This is a genomic window from Dactylosporangium cerinum, assembly GCF_042653625.1.
Classification (GTDB): domain Bacteria; phylum Actinomycetota; class Actinomycetes; order Mycobacteriales; family Micromonosporaceae; genus Dactylosporangium; species Dactylosporangium cerinum.
Map to the genome: position 1 here is coordinate 189,000 of NZ_JBHSIU010000130.1, position 15,616 is coordinate 204,615.

Consider the following 15,616-nt stretch of genomic DNA (forward strand, 5'->3'; position numbering starts at 1 on the left):
GCACCGTGCAGATCCTCGTCGGCGGCGAGGACAACGACGTCGACATGCGGGTGCTGGGCCTGGCCCGGCGCGGCCTGACCGGCAACGTCCGGGTCCGGGTCGACTCAGCGGTGTGGACGGTCGACCCGCTCGCCACCGACCGCAACGTCCAGGCCGGCGGCGACTGGCAGAGCGCACCGCTCAACCTGGTCGACACGACCATGACGGTCGACGCCTCGGGCGCGCTGACCGTGCCGGTCCACCGGATGGAGGGCTACAACGGCTACCGGATCCTCATCTCGCCGGCCGCTGGACCTGCCGCGTACCCCACGAAGTACGAGGCGGAGCACGCCCAGCGGGTCAACGCGGCGGCCAGGTCCGGCAGCGTCGTCGCGTCCGGCGGCGGCTGGGTCGGCGGCATCGACTTCGCCGACAGCGCCGTCACGTTCACCGTCACGGCGGCGTCGGCGGGCATCCACACGATGACGGTCCGCTACGCCAACGGCACCACGGCTGCGAACGCCACCCACACGGTGCGCGTCAACGGCCAGCCGCAGGGCTCGGTCACCTACCCTGCGTTGACGAGCGACTACCGCCTCGAGGTCGGCTACGGCAACGGCACCACCGCGACGTCCACCCACCAGGTGTCCGTCAACGGCGGCGCCGCGGGCACCGTCTTCTACCCGAGCACCGGCGCGTGGTTCGGCGGCCCGGCCCAGGACCGCGCCGGCCGCGTCGCCGCGGTGACGGTCACGCTCACCGCCGGCACCAACCGGATCCGCCTGCAGAAGGGCACCGGCTTCGCCGAACTCGACTACGTCGAGCTCAAGAAGACCGACGCCTGACGCTACGCGCTCCCGCCGGCCCGGCCGGTCGGCGGGAGGGCGTAGACGCGGCGGGCGGTGCCGGCGCAGACCCGCTCGGCGAGCCGTGCCGCGTCCGCCGCGCTGATCGCGTCGTCGGCCCGCCAGGCGTCCAGCATGCGGCGCAGGCTGTGCCGGAACTGCGCGGCGCCGATGAGGTAGAGCTCGGGCAGCAGGTACGCGTCGGTGGAGAAGAGCACCTTGCCGAACGGGGCGAGCTCGAAGCACTCCGCCAGCACCGTGTCGGCGCGCAGGCCGAGGTGCCCGACGGTCAGGCCGACGTCCAGGTACACGTGCGGATAGACCTGGGCCAGCCAGCCGGCCTGGCGATGGTACGGGTAGCAGTGCAACAACACGACGGGCACGTCGACGGCGCCGAGGAACGGCTGCAGGTGCGCGGGATCGGCGGCCGGCAGCGCCAGGTCGCGGTCGCCGAAGCCGGTGTGCACCTGCAGCGGCAGTCCCGTGCCGACGCCGGCCCACAGCACGTGGCGCAGCAGCACGGGATCGGTGAGCCGCCCACCGCCGCGGCGCAACCAGTCGCCGGCCGCCCGGCGGACCTCGGCCGCGGCCGGGCGTTCGGCGGGCACGGCCAGCCCGGCGCGGTAGGCGATGACCGACTTGACCGCGACCGCGTGCGCCGTGCGGCGTTCGAGGGCCTCGGCGAGCGCGGCGGCGAACCCGGCCGCGTCGACGCCCGTGGACGCCACGTGCTCGGCGACGGTTTCGAGCCGCACGACCTCGTGCACCGCCGCACCGGCGAGATCGCCGAGTGTCGCGGGGTCGAGCCGGTCCGGGCCGTCCAGGCCGGTGTCGACCAGCAGCGTCGTGAGGCCCGCGGACCGCAGCAGGGTCCGCGTCGCGTCGCGCCAGCCGAGGGCCGACCGGCGGGCGAGGTAGTCGCCGATCTCCGCGTGCCCGGGCAGTCCGAGCGCGGGTGCGCACCAGCGCCGCAGCGCCAGCCCGACCTGACTGTCCAAATAGGATGTTCCGGCCGGCGCGGGCAGGTGCGCCTCGGTGCACGCCAGCTCGAATGCCGCCGCGTCGAGCTCGCCCGCGACGACGGTGTGGCAGTGCGCGTCGATCAGTACCTCCACCGGCCGGCCTCCGCGATCGCCGCCGGGTCGGCGGTGCGGAACAGCTCGGCTTCGGCGCGCCGCACCGCACAGAACGCCTCGAGCAGCGGTTCACCGAGGGCCGCCGGGAGCAGGTCGTCGCGGCGCAGCGCCTCGACCGCCGCGTCGACGTCGGCCGGCAGCCGGGGTGGTCGCTCGGCCTCGGGGAGCAGCGCCGGGTCGACGTCGATCCCGGGCGGCAGCCGCCGGTCCCCGCCCGCGACCCCGGCCACCACCGCGGCCACCGCACCGACCAGCAGGTACGGGTTCGCCGCACCGTCGCAGCACTTGAGCTCGGCGTTGGCGGCCGTGTCCCGTTCACCGAGGCTGCCGGTGACCAGGCGCAGCGCGGCCTCGCGGTTCTCGTGGCCCCAGCACTGGTAGGGCGCCGCCCAGTGCTGCGGCACCAGCCGCAGGTGGCTCGCCACGCTCGGCGCGCCGATCGCGCTCAGCGCGGGGAGCCGGTCGAGCAGCCCGGCCAGGATCGTCTCACCCTGGGCGGTGAGCCCGTGCGGCCCGTCGCCGCCGCTGAACAGGTTGCGGCCGTGCGACCAGGCCGACAGGTGCAGGTGCTGGCCGTTGCCGACCTGCCCGGCGACCACGACCGGCGCGAACGACACCCGATGGCCGAACGACTGGGACACGGCGCGGATCGTCTGCCGGACGAGCACCTGCCGGTCCGCCGCCGCCACTGGGTCGTCCGCGCCGACGGAGAGCTCCAGCTGCCCCGGCGCGTACTCCGGGTGGAACTGCTCGACCGGCACGTCCTGCGCGTCCAGCGCGGCCAGCAGGCGGTCGATGTACGACGAGAGCTCCACGACGCGGGTCATGCCGTACGCCGGGCCCTCGCACGCCGGTGAGGCGTCTTCGGTGCCGACGAACCACTCGACCTCGAACGCCATCCGCAGGTCGACGCCGCGCTCCCGGGCGCGTCCGGCGGCGGTGCGGGCGAAGGTCCGCTGGCAGCCGGCGTGCGGCTCGCCCTCCTGGGTCAGCCGGTCGGCGGGCGCCCAGGCCCAGCCGGGTTGGGCGGCGAGCACGGTGAACCGGTCCAGGTCGGGGTACAGCCGCAGGTCGCCGACCGGGCCGCCGATGTGGCGGCTGGTGGTGATCGAGTCGTCGAGCAGGAACACGTCGAAGACCGGTGACATGCCGACCCCCCACGCCGCCGCGTGCCCGAACCGGCCGATCGGCACCGTCTTCACGCGTGTCACGCCCGCGTTGTCGACGAAGGTCAGCGCCACCGCCCGTACCCCCCGGGCGGCCGACTCGTCGGCGAGCCGGCGGGCGCGGGCGCTGCGCTCGTCACGTTCCATGGCCTGATTGTCCCCCCGTTGCCCGGTTTGCGGCCGGTGTGCCGGTCCCGGATACGCCCAGTTCCGTGGCGCGCCGCCCGTTCTCCCGCCACCAGGCCGCGTAGGTGCCGTCCCAGGGCAGGGGGTCCCGTCGCGCACCGTCGGAGCGGTACGTGCGCCGGGTGGGGAAGACCGTGACGGCCATGTCCGCCTCGGACTCCCGGGAGGCGAGCCGCACCTCGTCGAACGCGCCGTCCACGCCGACGATCGGCCGGCCGTTCATGACGACGTGGATGTGGTCGAAGATGCCCTGCTCGAACGAGTCGAACACGGTGATCGTCAGGAAGCAGGCGCCGAGCGGGTTGGGCGGGTCGGGTCGCTCGCGGGCGACCGCCCACTCCGCGACCGTGTGCCCCGCTCCCCATTCGAACGGGGCCACCTCGCCAGGTCGCAGGAGGCGCTCCCGCTTCGCGGCGTTCGCCTCCACGAACTGGGCCTCGTCGGCGAGCCGCACCCGTGCGGTGGTCGCGCCCTCGTTGATCAGCACGCCCCGGGTCTGGAACCACAGGAGCCGGGTCCGTTCCTCGTTCCGGGCGAAGAGACGCGCCGGCGAGGCCGCCTCGGCCTGCGCCACGGCGTGGTGGTCGAGCAGGCGCGGTTCGGTGCCGTACGGCATCCGGTCCCGTGTCGCGTCGATCAACGGGGGCCAGCGCGGCGCCTCGAACAGCGCGACGACGAGGGGAGCCCGCTCGTCCGTCCTGGCGCGGGCCGCCTCCCGGACCGCCGCCGTGGCGGCCTTGAGGGTTTCCTGGGCGAGGACGACCTGCTCGCCGGCGGCCTTCGACTGCGCCGCACTGATCTCGACCTGCTGCTGCAGCTCCGGCAGCTGCCTGGCAGCGGTCCGGGCGGCGGCGCGCCCCGAGCGGGCGGCCGAGGCGGCGGCAACCGCTGCGGCGACCGCGCCGATGGCCGCGATGATCTGCATCCACCCGGCCAACGTCAACCGATCGAGGCCGGCTACCAGCGCATCCCAAAAAGCCCGCACGTCAAGGCCCACCTTCGCAGAGACTCACCCTTGTGGCCGGGTCCGTGCCGGGCTCGGCCGCTCACCGGTCGATGTGCGACCTGCCCCGCCCGGGCGGGTATAAGCGCTTGATGCCGAGGTGCTGGTGCTGGTGCTGGTCCGTGACGTGGCGGGCAGGCGGGTGAGGGTGAGCCGTGGGGTGGGGTGCTCGGGTCCGACCCGCGCGGCGCAGCTGGCGGGCTGGGCTGGAGGCGGGTCGGAGGCGGATCGGAGGGTCAGGCGGCGAGGACGGGCGCCATGGCGCGGGCGCAGCGCTCGCGCGCCCACTGGATTCTGGGCAGCGCGACCTCGGGGCGGTCGCCGAACACCTCCGCGGCCCGGGCGTAGCACTCGTCGGGGCCGAGCTGATCGAGCGTGCGGTGGACGGTGTCGCGGATGGTGGCGTCGTCCAGGTCGCCGCGTGCGGATGCGTCGGAGACGAACAGTGCCATGCTCAGCATCGGCTCAACCGGGCAAGTCGTCATGGGGGATCACCTGTTCAAGAGGGGGTGGAATGTCTCTTCATCCACGTTCTCTCGTACCGTTGGGGGACAGCCTCGGCGCCAGCGGGACTCTCCGACTGCGGGTTTCCGCACCCGCATATACCTGCTGGCAGGTATGCCCGCTCACCCTTCGTCCGCAACCCGGTGGGGAGCGCGGGACGGTGTTTCCGGCAGCAGGCGATCCGGCACCTGGAGCCGCCCGGGTCGCCGCCTCGTTCCGGTGTGACCGGGACGAGTGCCGCCGACCTTGGGGGAGGGGGCCGGCGGCACTCGAGCCGGGCTGCGGTCCGTCAGGCGTACACGCTGAACGAATCACCGTCGTCAACATATTGGCCGTTGTTGTACCGCGTCGGGTCGAACCACACGATCTGGTTCTCGGCGAAGTTCTTGTTGCACACGCCCCAGGTGCCCGCGGTGAGCTTGTTGACGCACGAGCCGGTCCGCATGGAGTTCGAGTAGTACCAGTCGGCGGCCGCGGCGTAGCCGTCCGCCTTCGTGTCCTTGACGTAGATCAGGTCGTCGCTCGCCTTGAAGCAGATCGTGACACCCGTCGACGATCCGCATGAGTACTGCCCGGTCGGTCCGCCGGACGCTTTGGCGTAGTCCGTCTCGTCGCCGTAGTAGCCGGCGGACGCGAGACCCGGGACGGCCAGGGCCAGCAGCACGCCCGCCGCGGCGGCCGCGACGAGGGACGTGCGGTGCACGGTGCGGGCGGCGTTCACGCGGTGATCGAGGGGCTGTAGATGTGGTACGCGGTCGTGCCGCTGTGCATCTCGGAGTCCTCTCGGTGCTCAGGCCGGCTTGCCGGTGCTGATGCTCAACCAGGGCGTCCAGCTCGTGCAGTTGATGTTTGCGCCGGACGCGCCGTTGCGGTTGCAGACCTCGAACCGGATCCGGCTGTCCTCACGCATGTCGTAGTTGCAGGTCACCGTCGTGCCCCCGCCCTTGGCGTTGTGGCACACGTCGGAGCGGCCGTAGTCGGTCTGCCAGGTGACGATGACGCGCAGCCCGTCTTCGACGTTGTCCCGCACGGTGATCTTGTCGCCATAGCTGACGAAGCAGCCGTTGCCCCGCCAGACGTCGACGTAGTCGTCGAGGTTCGACCGGCAGTACTCGCCGGCCGCGTCGGCATGGGCGAGGGCGGCCGGCAGCGCGCCGGTGATGAGGAGCGCGGCGCCGAGCGTGGTCGCGGCCCGGCCGATGACGGTGCGCATGACGCGGTCCCCGCTCATGCGGTGATCGACGGGCTGTAGATGTGGTACGCGGTCGTGCCGCTGTGCGAAGCCCACGTGTGGACGCGGATCGTCGTGCCTTCGGTGACGTTGTAGTTGCAGACGGTGTAGCCCTTGATGCTGTTACTGGTGCTGGTGTCGTCGAAGCAGGCGCTGCTGTGGTTCACCCACTGCAAGACGCCGTGCGAGTCCGGCAGCAGCTTCTGGATCTGCGCGCGGGTGCCCCAGCCGTCGGCCGTGTAGTCGATCAGGCGCAGGAAGTCGCCCTCGGCGTAGAGCTTGGCGCACCCGCCGTTGGTCACGGAACCCGGCTTGATCCAGCACGCGTAGGCGTAGCCGTTGCTGCCGGCGGAGGCGGCGCCTGGCGTCGCGACCAGCGCCGCCGCGATCAGGGCCGCGGCGGTGGCGGCGTGTTTGAACGCTCGGAACATTCAGGAAGTCCTTTCACGGGAAATGTTGTGACTTGCGGCGAAATGTCGCCGTCGTCCAACCTTGTCGCTTCCGTGATTCCCGAACCAGGCGGTTCGCCGTCAAGCTACCGTCAACTTCGCGGCGGCAAGCCGCGCCCGGGGCAACTCGGCGTCGGGGTGTTCCAGCCGCTCGAGCATCGCCAGGGAGGCCCGCCAGCGCTCCCGCGCGCCGTCGTGGTCACCCGCGTCCCGCTCGATGTCGCCGAGGTCCAGCAGGACCTGCGACATGTGGTACGCGTCGCCGGCCGCCTCGAACCGGGCGAACGCCCGCCGTTTGTACGCCGCCGCCAGCTGGAGCCGGCCCAGCCGATGGTGCGCGTCGGCGAGTGTGTCCCACACGAACGCCTGCGACGCCGGGTCCGGACTCGCGCGGACGAACAGCAACGCCCTCCGGCAGGCCGCTAGGGCCTCCTGGTGGTCGCCGCGCGCGGTGTGGCACTGCGCGACGACCTGCCACGCCCGCCACCGGTGCACGGGCTCGCCGGCCGCGTAGAGCAGGTCCGCCCGCTCCGCCGCGGCCAGCGCCGCGTCGAGCTGTTCCTGCCGGAGCAGCAGGAGCGCGATGTTGTACGTCACCTGCGCCTGGCTGGGCACGTCGCCGAGCGCCTCGGCGCAGTGCAGTGCGTGCTTGAGGTGCTCGGCCGCTTCGCGTCCCCGGCCGAGCCGGAAGCCGACGAGCGCCAGAGCGCGGCGGGTGTGCAGCTGGCCGAGGAGGTCGCCGAGCCGGGTGGCACACACCAGGCCGGCGTGCTGGACCGCCGCGAGTTCGGCCCACCAGCCGCCGCGATCGAGGACGTCCTGCACGGCCCAGGCGATCCGCCAGACAGCGCCGTCCAGGGCGGACCCGGTCGCCCTGGACTGCGCCGCCACCGCGGTCAGCAGGACCGGCAGCTCGCCGTCGAACCATTCGGCCGCCGCGGCCTGGTCGGCGAACGATGGCGGGGCGGAGGGCACCGGCAGGGGCAGGCCCGGCCGGCGTTCGGGGCGCAGCAGCAGCGCGGCGGCGTGCGCCTGGTGCATCAGGTGGTCGTACAGCCGCTCGACCGCGGCCCGGCCGGCCTCGGCGGACTCGTCCGTGCGGGCGAGCTCCGCCGCGTAGGCGCGGACCAGGTCGTGGAACGAGTACCGGCCGGGCCGCTCCTCCACGACGAGGTGGACCCGGGCGAGCCGGGTCAGGGCGCGCGCGGCCGCCGGCCGGGGGACGCCGGCGAGCGCGGCCGCCGCGGCCGCGTCGACGTCCGGACCCGGGTGCAGGCCGAGGAGCCGGAACAGCCGGCCGGTCCCGTCGTCCAGCGTCCGCACCGACCAGGACATGACCGCCCGCAGGTCGCCGGCGGCGTCGTCGTCCTCGAACGCGTCGAGCTGATCCCGGATGTTGCGCAGCTGGCCGGCAAGCACCCCGAGCGGGAACGGGGGACCAGCCGCGGCCCGCGCGGCGACGATCGTGAGTGCCAGGGGCAGTCCGGCGCAGGCGTCCACGATGCCGGTGACGGCGTCGGGTTCCGCGGCGACCCGGTCCGCGCCGAGGTGCCCGGTCAGCAGCCTGCGCGCCTCGCCGTCGGTGAACAGGTCCAGCGTGACGACCGTGGCGCTGTCGGTCGCGGCCAGCCCGGTCAGCCGGACCCGGCTGGTGACCACGACGAGACACCCCGGCGAACCGGGCAGCAACGGCCGGACCTGTCCGGCGTCCCGGGCGTTGTCCAGCACCAGGAGCATCCGGCGCTCGGCGAGCAGGCTGCGCAGCAGACCGCTCTGGCCGTCGATCGTGGCCGGCACCCGGGCGGGTGGCACGTCGAGCGCGTCGAAGCAGGCATGCAGCGCCGCCTCCGGGCTCAGCGGTGCCGCGCCGGGGTCGAAGCCACGCAGGTTCAGGTACAGCTGGCCGTCCGGGAAGGCGCCCTTGACCCGGTGCGCCCAGTACAGCGCGAGCGCCGTCTTGCCGATCCCGGCCGCGCCGACCACCGCCACGACGGGCCCCGCCGCCGGGTCCGGCCGGTGCACCGCGGCCGGGAGCAGCGCGTCGAGCCGGGCGAGGACGTCGCCCCGCCCGGTGAAGGCCGCCGGCGCGGCCGGCAGTTGCGCCGGCACCGGACGGTCCGGGAGCGGCGGCGCGGCGGGCGGTGTCGCCGGCGTGCCGTCGGCCGCCGGTGCCGGGGTGCCGGCGCTCAGCGCGACCAGCAGCATGTCCTGCTCCGGGCCGTCCGGCTCCAGCGCCGCGACGAGCAACCGCACCGAGCCCTGGTGCGGGCGCCGGATCCGGCCCGCCTCGATGCCCCGGATCGTGCCGACGCTCAACCCGCTGCGACCGGCCAGCTCCTCCTGCGTCAGCAGCGCTCGCTCCCGCAGCCGGCGCACGATGCCGCCGATGTGCGCGGCGCCGGCCGGCCCGTCGGACATGAGGCTCCACCTTCCGTCTGCCGCAGGCTATCGGTGATCATCGACATCGACGATCCGCGCGGCGACGGGCTTGACGAAATCCTGAGCTTCGGCAGACCTGCTGGGTCGTTCGGGAGCTAGCGAGGGCTGGGGCTCAGGGTGGGCACCGACGCGGGCACCGGGTTGGAGCCCGCGTTCTGCCCGGCGATCCACGACAGTGAGAACAGCACCCCCGCCGCCACCACGGCGGCCAGCACGAGGAACTTGCGCACGAACCCCCACCGCGCCTTGGCCAGGCCCGGCACCAACGCCTTGGCGGTCTTGTGCGCGTTCCAGGAGCTGCGCATCCGCTGGTACGCGACACCGGTCGGCAGCCCCAGCAGCAGGCCGGTCCAGAACGTGAGGCTGCTCAGGAGCCGTACGGCGACATCCCCCATGGTTTTCCCCCTGACGTGCGATCCGGGGCCTGACCTCCACACCGTAGAACTGGCAGCTACCGGTGCCTATGTGTATATGGGTCGATGTCTGGAGCTGGCGGACACCCGTGCCTGACCGGATGACCGACCGAGTCCGGGTTCAGGACGACCCGGCGAACCTTTGCGGGAGCCCGGCGCGTCGAGATGACGGGTACGGTGAACCGGACGACGAGAGGGTCGAGCCATGCGACGCGGACCGGTGCGGTGGGCGATGCCCGGCGTGCTGCTGTCCGTGCTGCTGGCCCTCGGCGTCCTCAGCGGCTCCGACCCGGCGCCGCCGGCTGCGGAGCCGATGCCGCGGACGCCCGCGGTGCTGATGCCCGCGGTGCTGCCGGCGTCGGTCAACGCAGTCCGGCCGGACGTCCAACTCGCCGCCGACCGCCTCACCGGTGACGGTGCCGCGGTCTGGCTGTTCGTCGCCGCCATGTGCGCGCTGCTGGCGGGCCCGGCGCGGCCCACGGCCCGGACCGGCGGCGGCACGGCGGGTCCGGCCGGGTCGTCGCTCGTGGTTCTCGGCGCGTTGAGGGGCCGGGCGCCACCGCACGCCGTGCGGTAACCAGCGTCCCGTTCCCTTTCGCCGACGGCGTCCCGCCGTGCGGACCGTCGGCGTCTTCCCTGCCGAGGAGAAATACTGATGACGCGCGCCATTGCCGTGCGCGCGGTGCTGGCCTTTGCCGTGTTGGCGGTCTCCGGGTGGCTCGTCGCCACCCGACCGCCCCGGCTCGGCCTGGACCTGCGTGGCGGCACCCAGATCGTGCTGGAAACCCGGGACGGCGAGTTCGCTGAGGCGAACGCCGCCACCACCGATGACGCTCTCGAGATCCTCCGCCGGCGCGTCGACGCGCTCGGCGTGACCGAGCCGACCGTGACCCGCGCCGGTGAGCGGCGCATCATCGTCGAGCTGCCCGGCGTCACCGACCCCGCCGAGGCGGTGCGGGTGATCGGCCGGACCGGACAGTTGATGTTCCGCCCGGTCCTCGGCCCCGCCCCGGCCGAGCCGGGCCCAGGTGCCGGCGCCACACCGGCGCCGACGACACAAACGCCCACGACACCGGCGACCCAGGCGCCCGCCGCTCCCGCGAACGGTGCTGAGGTCGTGCTGCCGGACGAGGAAGGCCGGCGGCTGCGGCTCGGCCCGGCCGTCGTGTTCGGCCACGACGTCGCCGACGCGGACGCCGCGGCCGGGCCGGCCGGCTGGCGGGTGACGCTCGACTTCCGCGACAAGGGCGCCGCGGCCTGGCGGACGCTGACCGCCGCGGCCGCCTGCGCCCGCGACGGCGACCCGGCCCGCCGGGTGGCGATCGTGCTGGACGGCGAGGTCATCTCCTCGCCGCAGGTCGGCCGGAACGTGACCTGCGAGGTGGGCATCACCGGCGGCACCACCGAGATCACCGGCTCGTTCACCACCGGCGAGGCCAAGGATCTGGCGCTGCTCATCCGGTCCGGTGGGCTGCCGGTGCCGGTGGAGATCATCGAGCAGCGCACGGTCGGGCCCACGCTCGGTGCGGCCGCGGTGACGGCGTCCGCGTGGGCCGGGGTCATCGGCACGATCGCCACGATCCTGTTCATCGTCGCGGCGTACCGGCTGGTCGGTGGCGTGGCGGCGCTCGCGCTGACCGCGTACGGCCTGGTGTCGTACGCGGCGCTGCTCGCCGTCGGCGCCACGCTGACGCTGCCCGGGCTGGCCGGGTTCGTGCTCGCGATCGGCATGGCCGTCGACGCGAACGTCCTGGTCTTCGAACGGGCCCGGGAGGAGTACGCCGCCGGCGACGGCCGGCGCAGCCTCCGCACGGCGCTGCGGTCGGGGTTCACCCACGCCTGGTCGGCGATCGCCGACTCGAACGCCACCACACTGCTCGCGGCCGGTCTGCTGTTCTACTTCGCCGCCGGGCCGGTCCGCGGCTTCGGTGTCACGCTGTCGATCGGCGTGCTCGTGTCGATGTTCACCGCGCTGGTCCTGACCCGCACCCTCGCGGTGCCGCTGACGCACAGCCGGTGGCTGGCCGCCCGGCCCGCCTGGAGCGGGCTGGCCGGGCTCGGGCGGGTGCGGCGCCGGCTCGAGCGGCGCCCGCCGGACATCATGGGCCGCCGGCGGATGTGGCTGACGATCTCGGTCGTCGCGGTCGTGATCGCGGTGATCGGCGTCGGGGTCCGCGGGCTGAACCTCGGCGTCGAGTTCACCGGCGGGCGGCTGGTGGAGTACCGCGTCTCGGCGCCGCTGTCCATCGACGCCGCCCGGGCCGCGGTGCAGGATGCCGGCCTGGAGCGGGCGGTGGTGAACACGGCGGGCCCGGACGACCTCAGCGTCCGCGCCGGCGGGTTCGACGACGCGACCGAGGCCGACGTCCGCGCCGCCCTGGAGCGGGCCGGCGGCGGTGACGTGCAGCGCCTGCGGGACGAGACGATCGGGCCGTCGCTCGGCGCCGAACTGCGGCGCAACGCCCTCATCGCCCTCGCCGTGGCGCTGGGCGCGCAGCTGCTGTACCTGGCGGTCCGGTTCCGGTGGCGATGGGGCACCGCGGCGGTCCTGGCCATGCTCCACGACGTGCTGCTGCTCGTCGGGGTCTTCGCCTGGCTCGGCAAACCGGTCGACGGCGTGTTCCTGGCCGCGCTGCTGACCGTCGTCGGCTACTCGATCAACGACTCCGTGGTGATCTTCGACCGGATCCGGGAACTGGTCCGCGGCGATCCGCGGCGCCGGGTGCCGTTCGCGCAGCACGCCAACACCGGCTGCCTGCAGACCGTCCCCAGGACGATCAACACCGGTCTGGGCGCGATGTTCATCCTCACCGCCCTGCTCGTCCTGGGCGGCGACTCCCTCGCCGACTTCGCCCTCGCCCTGCTCGTCGGGATCGGCGTGGGCACCTACTCGTCGGTCTTCCTCGCCGCCCCCTTGGCGGTGACGTTCGACGGCGGGCGCGGACGGGCCGGTCGCGGGGGTCCCGGGCCGGCCGGTCGCGGTGACCGGTCGCGGACCGACCGCCGCCGCGCCGCCGTGGTCGAGCAGCCACCGGCGGGCACGAAGCCGGCGGTGATCGTCATCCGCCGGTCCGGCGCCACGTGACCGTCACCGGCTGACCAGGCGGGCCGCCGGAACGCGCCACCGGCGGCCCGCCGGAACGCGGCACCCAGTGGGCCGCCGGAACGCGGCGGTGCGGCGGGCGTCACGCGATCCGGGCGCGGGCCCCGGCGATCAGGTCCGCGGCGTGCGGGCCGGCGACGTACCGCGCCGCGTGGACGGTCGCGAGGACGGCGGTCACCGGGTCCGGGTTGGTCGCCTGGTGCAGGGCGAGCCAGAACGTCCGGTGCTCGCCGTCGTCGAGCTGGGACCGGCGGGCGCGCCGGACCGCGTCCGGGGTGAGGGCGCGGGCGGCGAGGCTGGCGGCGACGTCCGGGTCGGCGCCGAGCCCGGCGTAGCGGGCCGCCTCCGCCGCGGCCCACCACGCCAGGTCCCGCAGCCGTGGCTCGGGCAGGCCGGTCAGCACGTCGATGCCGGGGCCGAGCGGATGGTCGGCGCGCGGCCGGCGGTCCGGGTGCAGCGCGGGCAGGTCGGGCACGATCCGGAACGCGACGTCGGCGGCCGCGATGCGGGCGAGGTGCTCGGCGGTGATGCCGTGGCCGGTGAACCCCTGCACCGCGACCAGGCCCATGCGTCGCCGGTCGCGGTGGCGGTCGGCGAAGTCGAGGTCGCCGAGCGCCGCGGCGAGCGCCGGTGGCGCGCCGAGGTCGCCGGACGGCTCCACCGCCAGCAGCAGCTCGCCGTGCTCGGCGAAGGACAGCCGGGTGACCGCGTTGACGTTCCAGTACATGCTGGCGGCCCGCCCACCGGCGGACGCCCTGATCAGCACGGGAGCGGTCGAGCCCTGCCAGCCGTTGTACTCCACGGCGAGCACGGCGCCGCCGAGGTCCAGCACCGCGACCCACGGGTCGATCGACCGCCGGCGCGACAGGTCGTCGACGAGGGCCCGGGCGGACTCCGGGCGGGCCGGGTCCGCGCCGAAGGCCGCCACGACGTCCGCGACCGCCGTCCCGATCGCCACGGTGACCGTCGCCGCCTCGCCGATGCTGCTGTCCCGCAGCCACCGGTAGACGGCCTCGGGCCGTTCGGGCCGCACCGGCTCCGGCTCGCCGCGCAGCCGGTGGCCGAGCCGGTCGGTGCGGGCGTGCACGATCTCCGGCGCGGCGGGTGCCTGCCACACCATCAGCTGGTAGTGCTCGCTGCCGCGGTCGTCGGGCTCGTCCCTGCCGAGGGCGTGCACCCGCAACCGGTAGTCGCCCGGCCAGGGCGGGGTGCAGCGGCGTGGATCCGGCGCGCGCTCGTGGGGTCCGGGCACCGCGGCCCCGCTGCCGGTCGCCCGCCAGCTGACCTCGACGACCTCCTCCCAGATGGTCTCGACGTCCGGCGGCGGCCCGTCCAGCACCACCAACGTGAACCCGACGTGTCCGGTCTCGACGCCGGTGCGGATCACCGCACCGCCCGGGACGACCGCGACGAGGCCGTTGCCGGTGAAGTCGGCCCGCGGCACGTCGGTGCCCTCGGTGAGGGCGAACCGGTGCTCCGACACCAGCGCCGACCCGCCCGATCGGTTCGGCAGCCGGTACTCCGCCCGGGCCCGGGCGAGCACCGCGGCACCGTAGCCGTCGGGCACCGGCGCCGCGCGCAGGAGCAGCACCGCGGTGCCGATCCCCGCGCCGAGCACGGTCGGCGGCTCGGTCGCCCACGCTCCGATGCCCACCCGGTGCAGGACGGCGGCGGCGGTGGCCACCCCCAACGCGAGCCGCGCCGCGCCGTGCGCGGCGGCGATGCCTGCCTCGTCGGTGGCGCCTGGGTCCACCTCCAGCACGGCGGCGATGTGCGGGTGGGTGGCCAGCCGCCCGGCCAGCGCGGCGACCAGCGGCAGCGCGCCGGGCCGGATCCGCTCCAGCGTGGCCGCGCCGGTGACCGCCTCGCTCTTCCGGCCCATGCTCACCACGCTGTAGCCGCCGGTGAACGGCTCGCCCAGGAACCCGGTCAGGTCCGGGGCGGCGGTCAGGTCGAGCTCCGCCACGGTCAGCTCCAGCGCGCCGAGCAGGCGCTGGACGAGCAGCTCCTCCAGTGCGCCGAGCGCGTCGAGCACCGGCGAGCCGCCCGGCCCGCGCCGGCCACGGGACCGCAACCCGCCCGGCGCCGCGTGGGAACCGGATCCGGGGCGGACCGGCCAGGCCAGGCCGTCGACGGCCGCCCGCAGCCGGCCCAGCTCGACCGCCGGCGCCGCCGGTGTGCGGGCGACGAGCAGCGGCAGCGCGGCGGCGACCGGGCCGGCCAGCGCCGCCAGCACCGCATCAGGAATGTCGTCCACAGCGCCCCCCGCGACCGTCGAACAGCTCGTGGTCACCGTAGTCGATCCGCACGGGGGGCGTCGTGGAGCGCTCAGCAGCGGGGGACGCCGGGGATGTAGCCGTCGTAGCCGGTGAGGACGTAGGCGTCGGCGATGTAGCGCCCGGTGCCGATGCGGTCCCAGATGTTGCTGGTGCCGTACGTGCCGTCGACCGTCGTGCCCGTCGTCTGGCAGGCGATGGTGACCGCGCCGCCGTCGGCGACCGTGCCGACCGGGTCGTAGCCCGTGCCCGGGCCGGAGCGCACGGTCAGCGGGGTGCCGGAGGTGTTCACCGTGCCGTTGGCGGAGCCGGAGGGGCAGCCGTTGTCGCTGGTGTAGTTCTTCGTGCCCCAGTACAGGGCCTGGGTGCCGTTGAACTTGATCTTCACGGCGGTGCCGCCGGAGCGCTGCTCGTAGTGCAGGTGCGGGCCGGTCGAGCCGCCCGTCGTGCCGACGTAGCCGATGACCTGGCCGTAGCGCACGGTCTGGCCGACGGACACGTTGAACCGGCTCAGGTGGGCGTAGTAGGTGGTGTAACCGCCGCCGTGGTCGATCCTGACGTACCTGCCGTAGCTGGTGTTGCCGAGGTCCGTGACCCGGTCGACGGTGCCGGACGCGCTGGCCACGACGGGGTCGCCGTCGTCGTTCGTGCGGTTGAAGTCGATGGCGTTGGCCGGGCTGTGGTCGGAGCGGGTCTGACCCGACCACACCTGACCGCACGGGAACGGGACCTTGAACGTGGGGGCCGCGAGCGCCGCGGTCGCCGGGACGACCACGGCGGCGGCACCCACCAGGATGGCGAAGGCGCGGATCATGGCGCGCCGGGATGGAAACAAATTCACCATGCGCGTGACTGTATCGTCAAAAATCTATGCGCGCATCCATGG

Annotated in this window: 14 protein-coding genes; 3 read left to right on the forward strand and 11 right to left on the reverse strand. The window is 74.4% G+C overall.

The window, feature by feature from the left end:
• The first annotated feature begins 5 nt into the window (after nucleotides 1-5).
• Nucleotides 6-824 (forward strand): carbohydrate-binding protein, encoded by an 819-nt coding sequence (locus ACFPIJ_RS58970; protein WP_380128315.1) that lies wholly within the window; start codon nucleotides 6-8, stop codon nucleotides 822-824.
• Nucleotides 825-826: 2 nt separating this feature from the next.
• On the opposite strand, the gene ACFPIJ_RS58975 is transcribed toward ACFPIJ_RS58970, so the two are convergent.
• The 9 genes from ACFPIJ_RS58975 to ACFPIJ_RS59015 form a co-directional block, all read right to left on the reverse strand.
• The gene (locus ACFPIJ_RS58975) at nucleotides 827-1,939 is read right to left on the reverse strand and encodes an amidohydrolase family protein (RefSeq protein WP_380128316.1); all 1,113 of its coding nucleotides are present in this window, start codon (nucleotides 1,937-1,939) and stop codon (nucleotides 827-829) included.
• Nucleotides 1,927-3,273: a type I glutamate--ammonia ligase gene (locus ACFPIJ_RS58980; protein ID WP_380128317.1), complete on the reverse strand. Its 1,347-nt coding sequence runs from the start codon at nucleotides 3,271-3,273 to the stop codon at nucleotides 1,927-1,929. Before ACFPIJ_RS58980 ends, ACFPIJ_RS58975 begins: the two co-directional genes overlap by 13 nt.
• A complete protein-coding gene (locus ACFPIJ_RS58985) occupies nucleotides 3,263-4,237 on the reverse strand; it encodes a hypothetical protein (protein WP_380128318.1) in 975 nt (324 codons plus the stop codon). Before ACFPIJ_RS58985 ends, ACFPIJ_RS58980 begins: the two co-directional genes overlap by 11 nt.
• A 314-nt stretch (nucleotides 4,238-4,551) precedes the next feature.
• Nucleotides 4,552-4,800, reverse strand: coding sequence for a hypothetical protein (locus ACFPIJ_RS58990; protein ID WP_380128319.1), 249 nt, complete (start codon nucleotides 4,798-4,800; stop codon nucleotides 4,552-4,554).
• 308 nt (nucleotides 4,801-5,108) lie between these two features.
• Entirely contained in the window at nucleotides 5,109-5,540 is a 432-nt protein-coding gene (locus tag ACFPIJ_RS58995) for a hypothetical protein (RefSeq protein WP_380128320.1), read from the reverse strand.
• Between the two features lie 69 nt (nucleotides 5,541-5,609).
• Nucleotides 5,610-6,050: a hypothetical protein gene (locus ACFPIJ_RS59000; protein ID WP_380128321.1), complete on the reverse strand. Its 441-nt coding sequence runs from the start codon at nucleotides 6,048-6,050 to the stop codon at nucleotides 5,610-5,612.
• Nucleotides 6,047-6,481 (reverse strand): hypothetical protein, encoded by a 435-nt coding sequence (locus ACFPIJ_RS59005; protein WP_380128322.1) that lies wholly within the window; start codon nucleotides 6,479-6,481, stop codon nucleotides 6,047-6,049. The genes ACFPIJ_RS59000 and ACFPIJ_RS59005 overlap by 4 nt, the downstream gene beginning before the upstream one ends.
• Nucleotides 6,482-6,580: 99 nt before the next feature.
• Nucleotides 6,581-8,917 (reverse strand): ATP-binding protein, encoded by a 2,337-nt coding sequence (locus ACFPIJ_RS59010; RefSeq protein ID WP_380128323.1) that lies wholly within the window; start codon nucleotides 8,915-8,917, stop codon nucleotides 6,581-6,583.
• 116 nt (nucleotides 8,918-9,033) lie between these two features.
• Nucleotides 9,034-9,333, reverse strand: a complete 300-nt coding sequence (locus tag ACFPIJ_RS59015; RefSeq protein ID WP_380128324.1) for a hypothetical protein — start codon at nucleotides 9,331-9,333, stop codon at nucleotides 9,034-9,036.
• Between the two features lie 223 nt (nucleotides 9,334-9,556).
• On the opposite strand from ACFPIJ_RS59015, the gene ACFPIJ_RS59020 reads away from it, so the two are divergent.
• Nucleotides 9,557-9,928, forward strand: a complete 372-nt coding sequence (locus tag ACFPIJ_RS59020) for a hypothetical protein (protein WP_380128326.1) — start codon at nucleotides 9,557-9,559, stop codon at nucleotides 9,926-9,928.
• A 78-nt stretch (nucleotides 9,929-10,006) separates the two neighbouring features.
• Nucleotides 10,007-12,436 (forward strand): protein translocase subunit SecD, encoded by a 2,430-nt coding sequence (secD, locus tag ACFPIJ_RS59025; protein WP_380128327.1) that lies wholly within the window; start codon nucleotides 10,007-10,009, stop codon nucleotides 12,434-12,436.
• A gap of 100 nt (nucleotides 12,437-12,536) precedes the next feature.
• Here the strand turns inward: secD and ACFPIJ_RS59030 are convergent, their stop codons facing one another.
• Together ACFPIJ_RS59030 and ACFPIJ_RS59035 are read right to left on the reverse strand one after the other, a co-directional pair.
• Nucleotides 12,537-14,711 carry a DUF6461 domain-containing protein gene (locus tag ACFPIJ_RS59030; RefSeq protein WP_380128328.1) on the reverse strand — a complete coding sequence of 725 codons (2,175 nt, stop codon included), beginning with the start codon at nucleotides 14,709-14,711 and terminating at the stop codon, nucleotides 12,537-12,539.
• Between the two features lie 71 nt (nucleotides 14,712-14,782).
• Nucleotides 14,783-15,574, reverse strand: a complete 792-nt coding sequence (locus ACFPIJ_RS59035; RefSeq protein WP_380128329.1) for a peptidoglycan DD-metalloendopeptidase family protein — start codon at nucleotides 15,572-15,574, stop codon at nucleotides 14,783-14,785.
• Nucleotides 15,575-15,616: the final 42 nt, after the last annotated feature.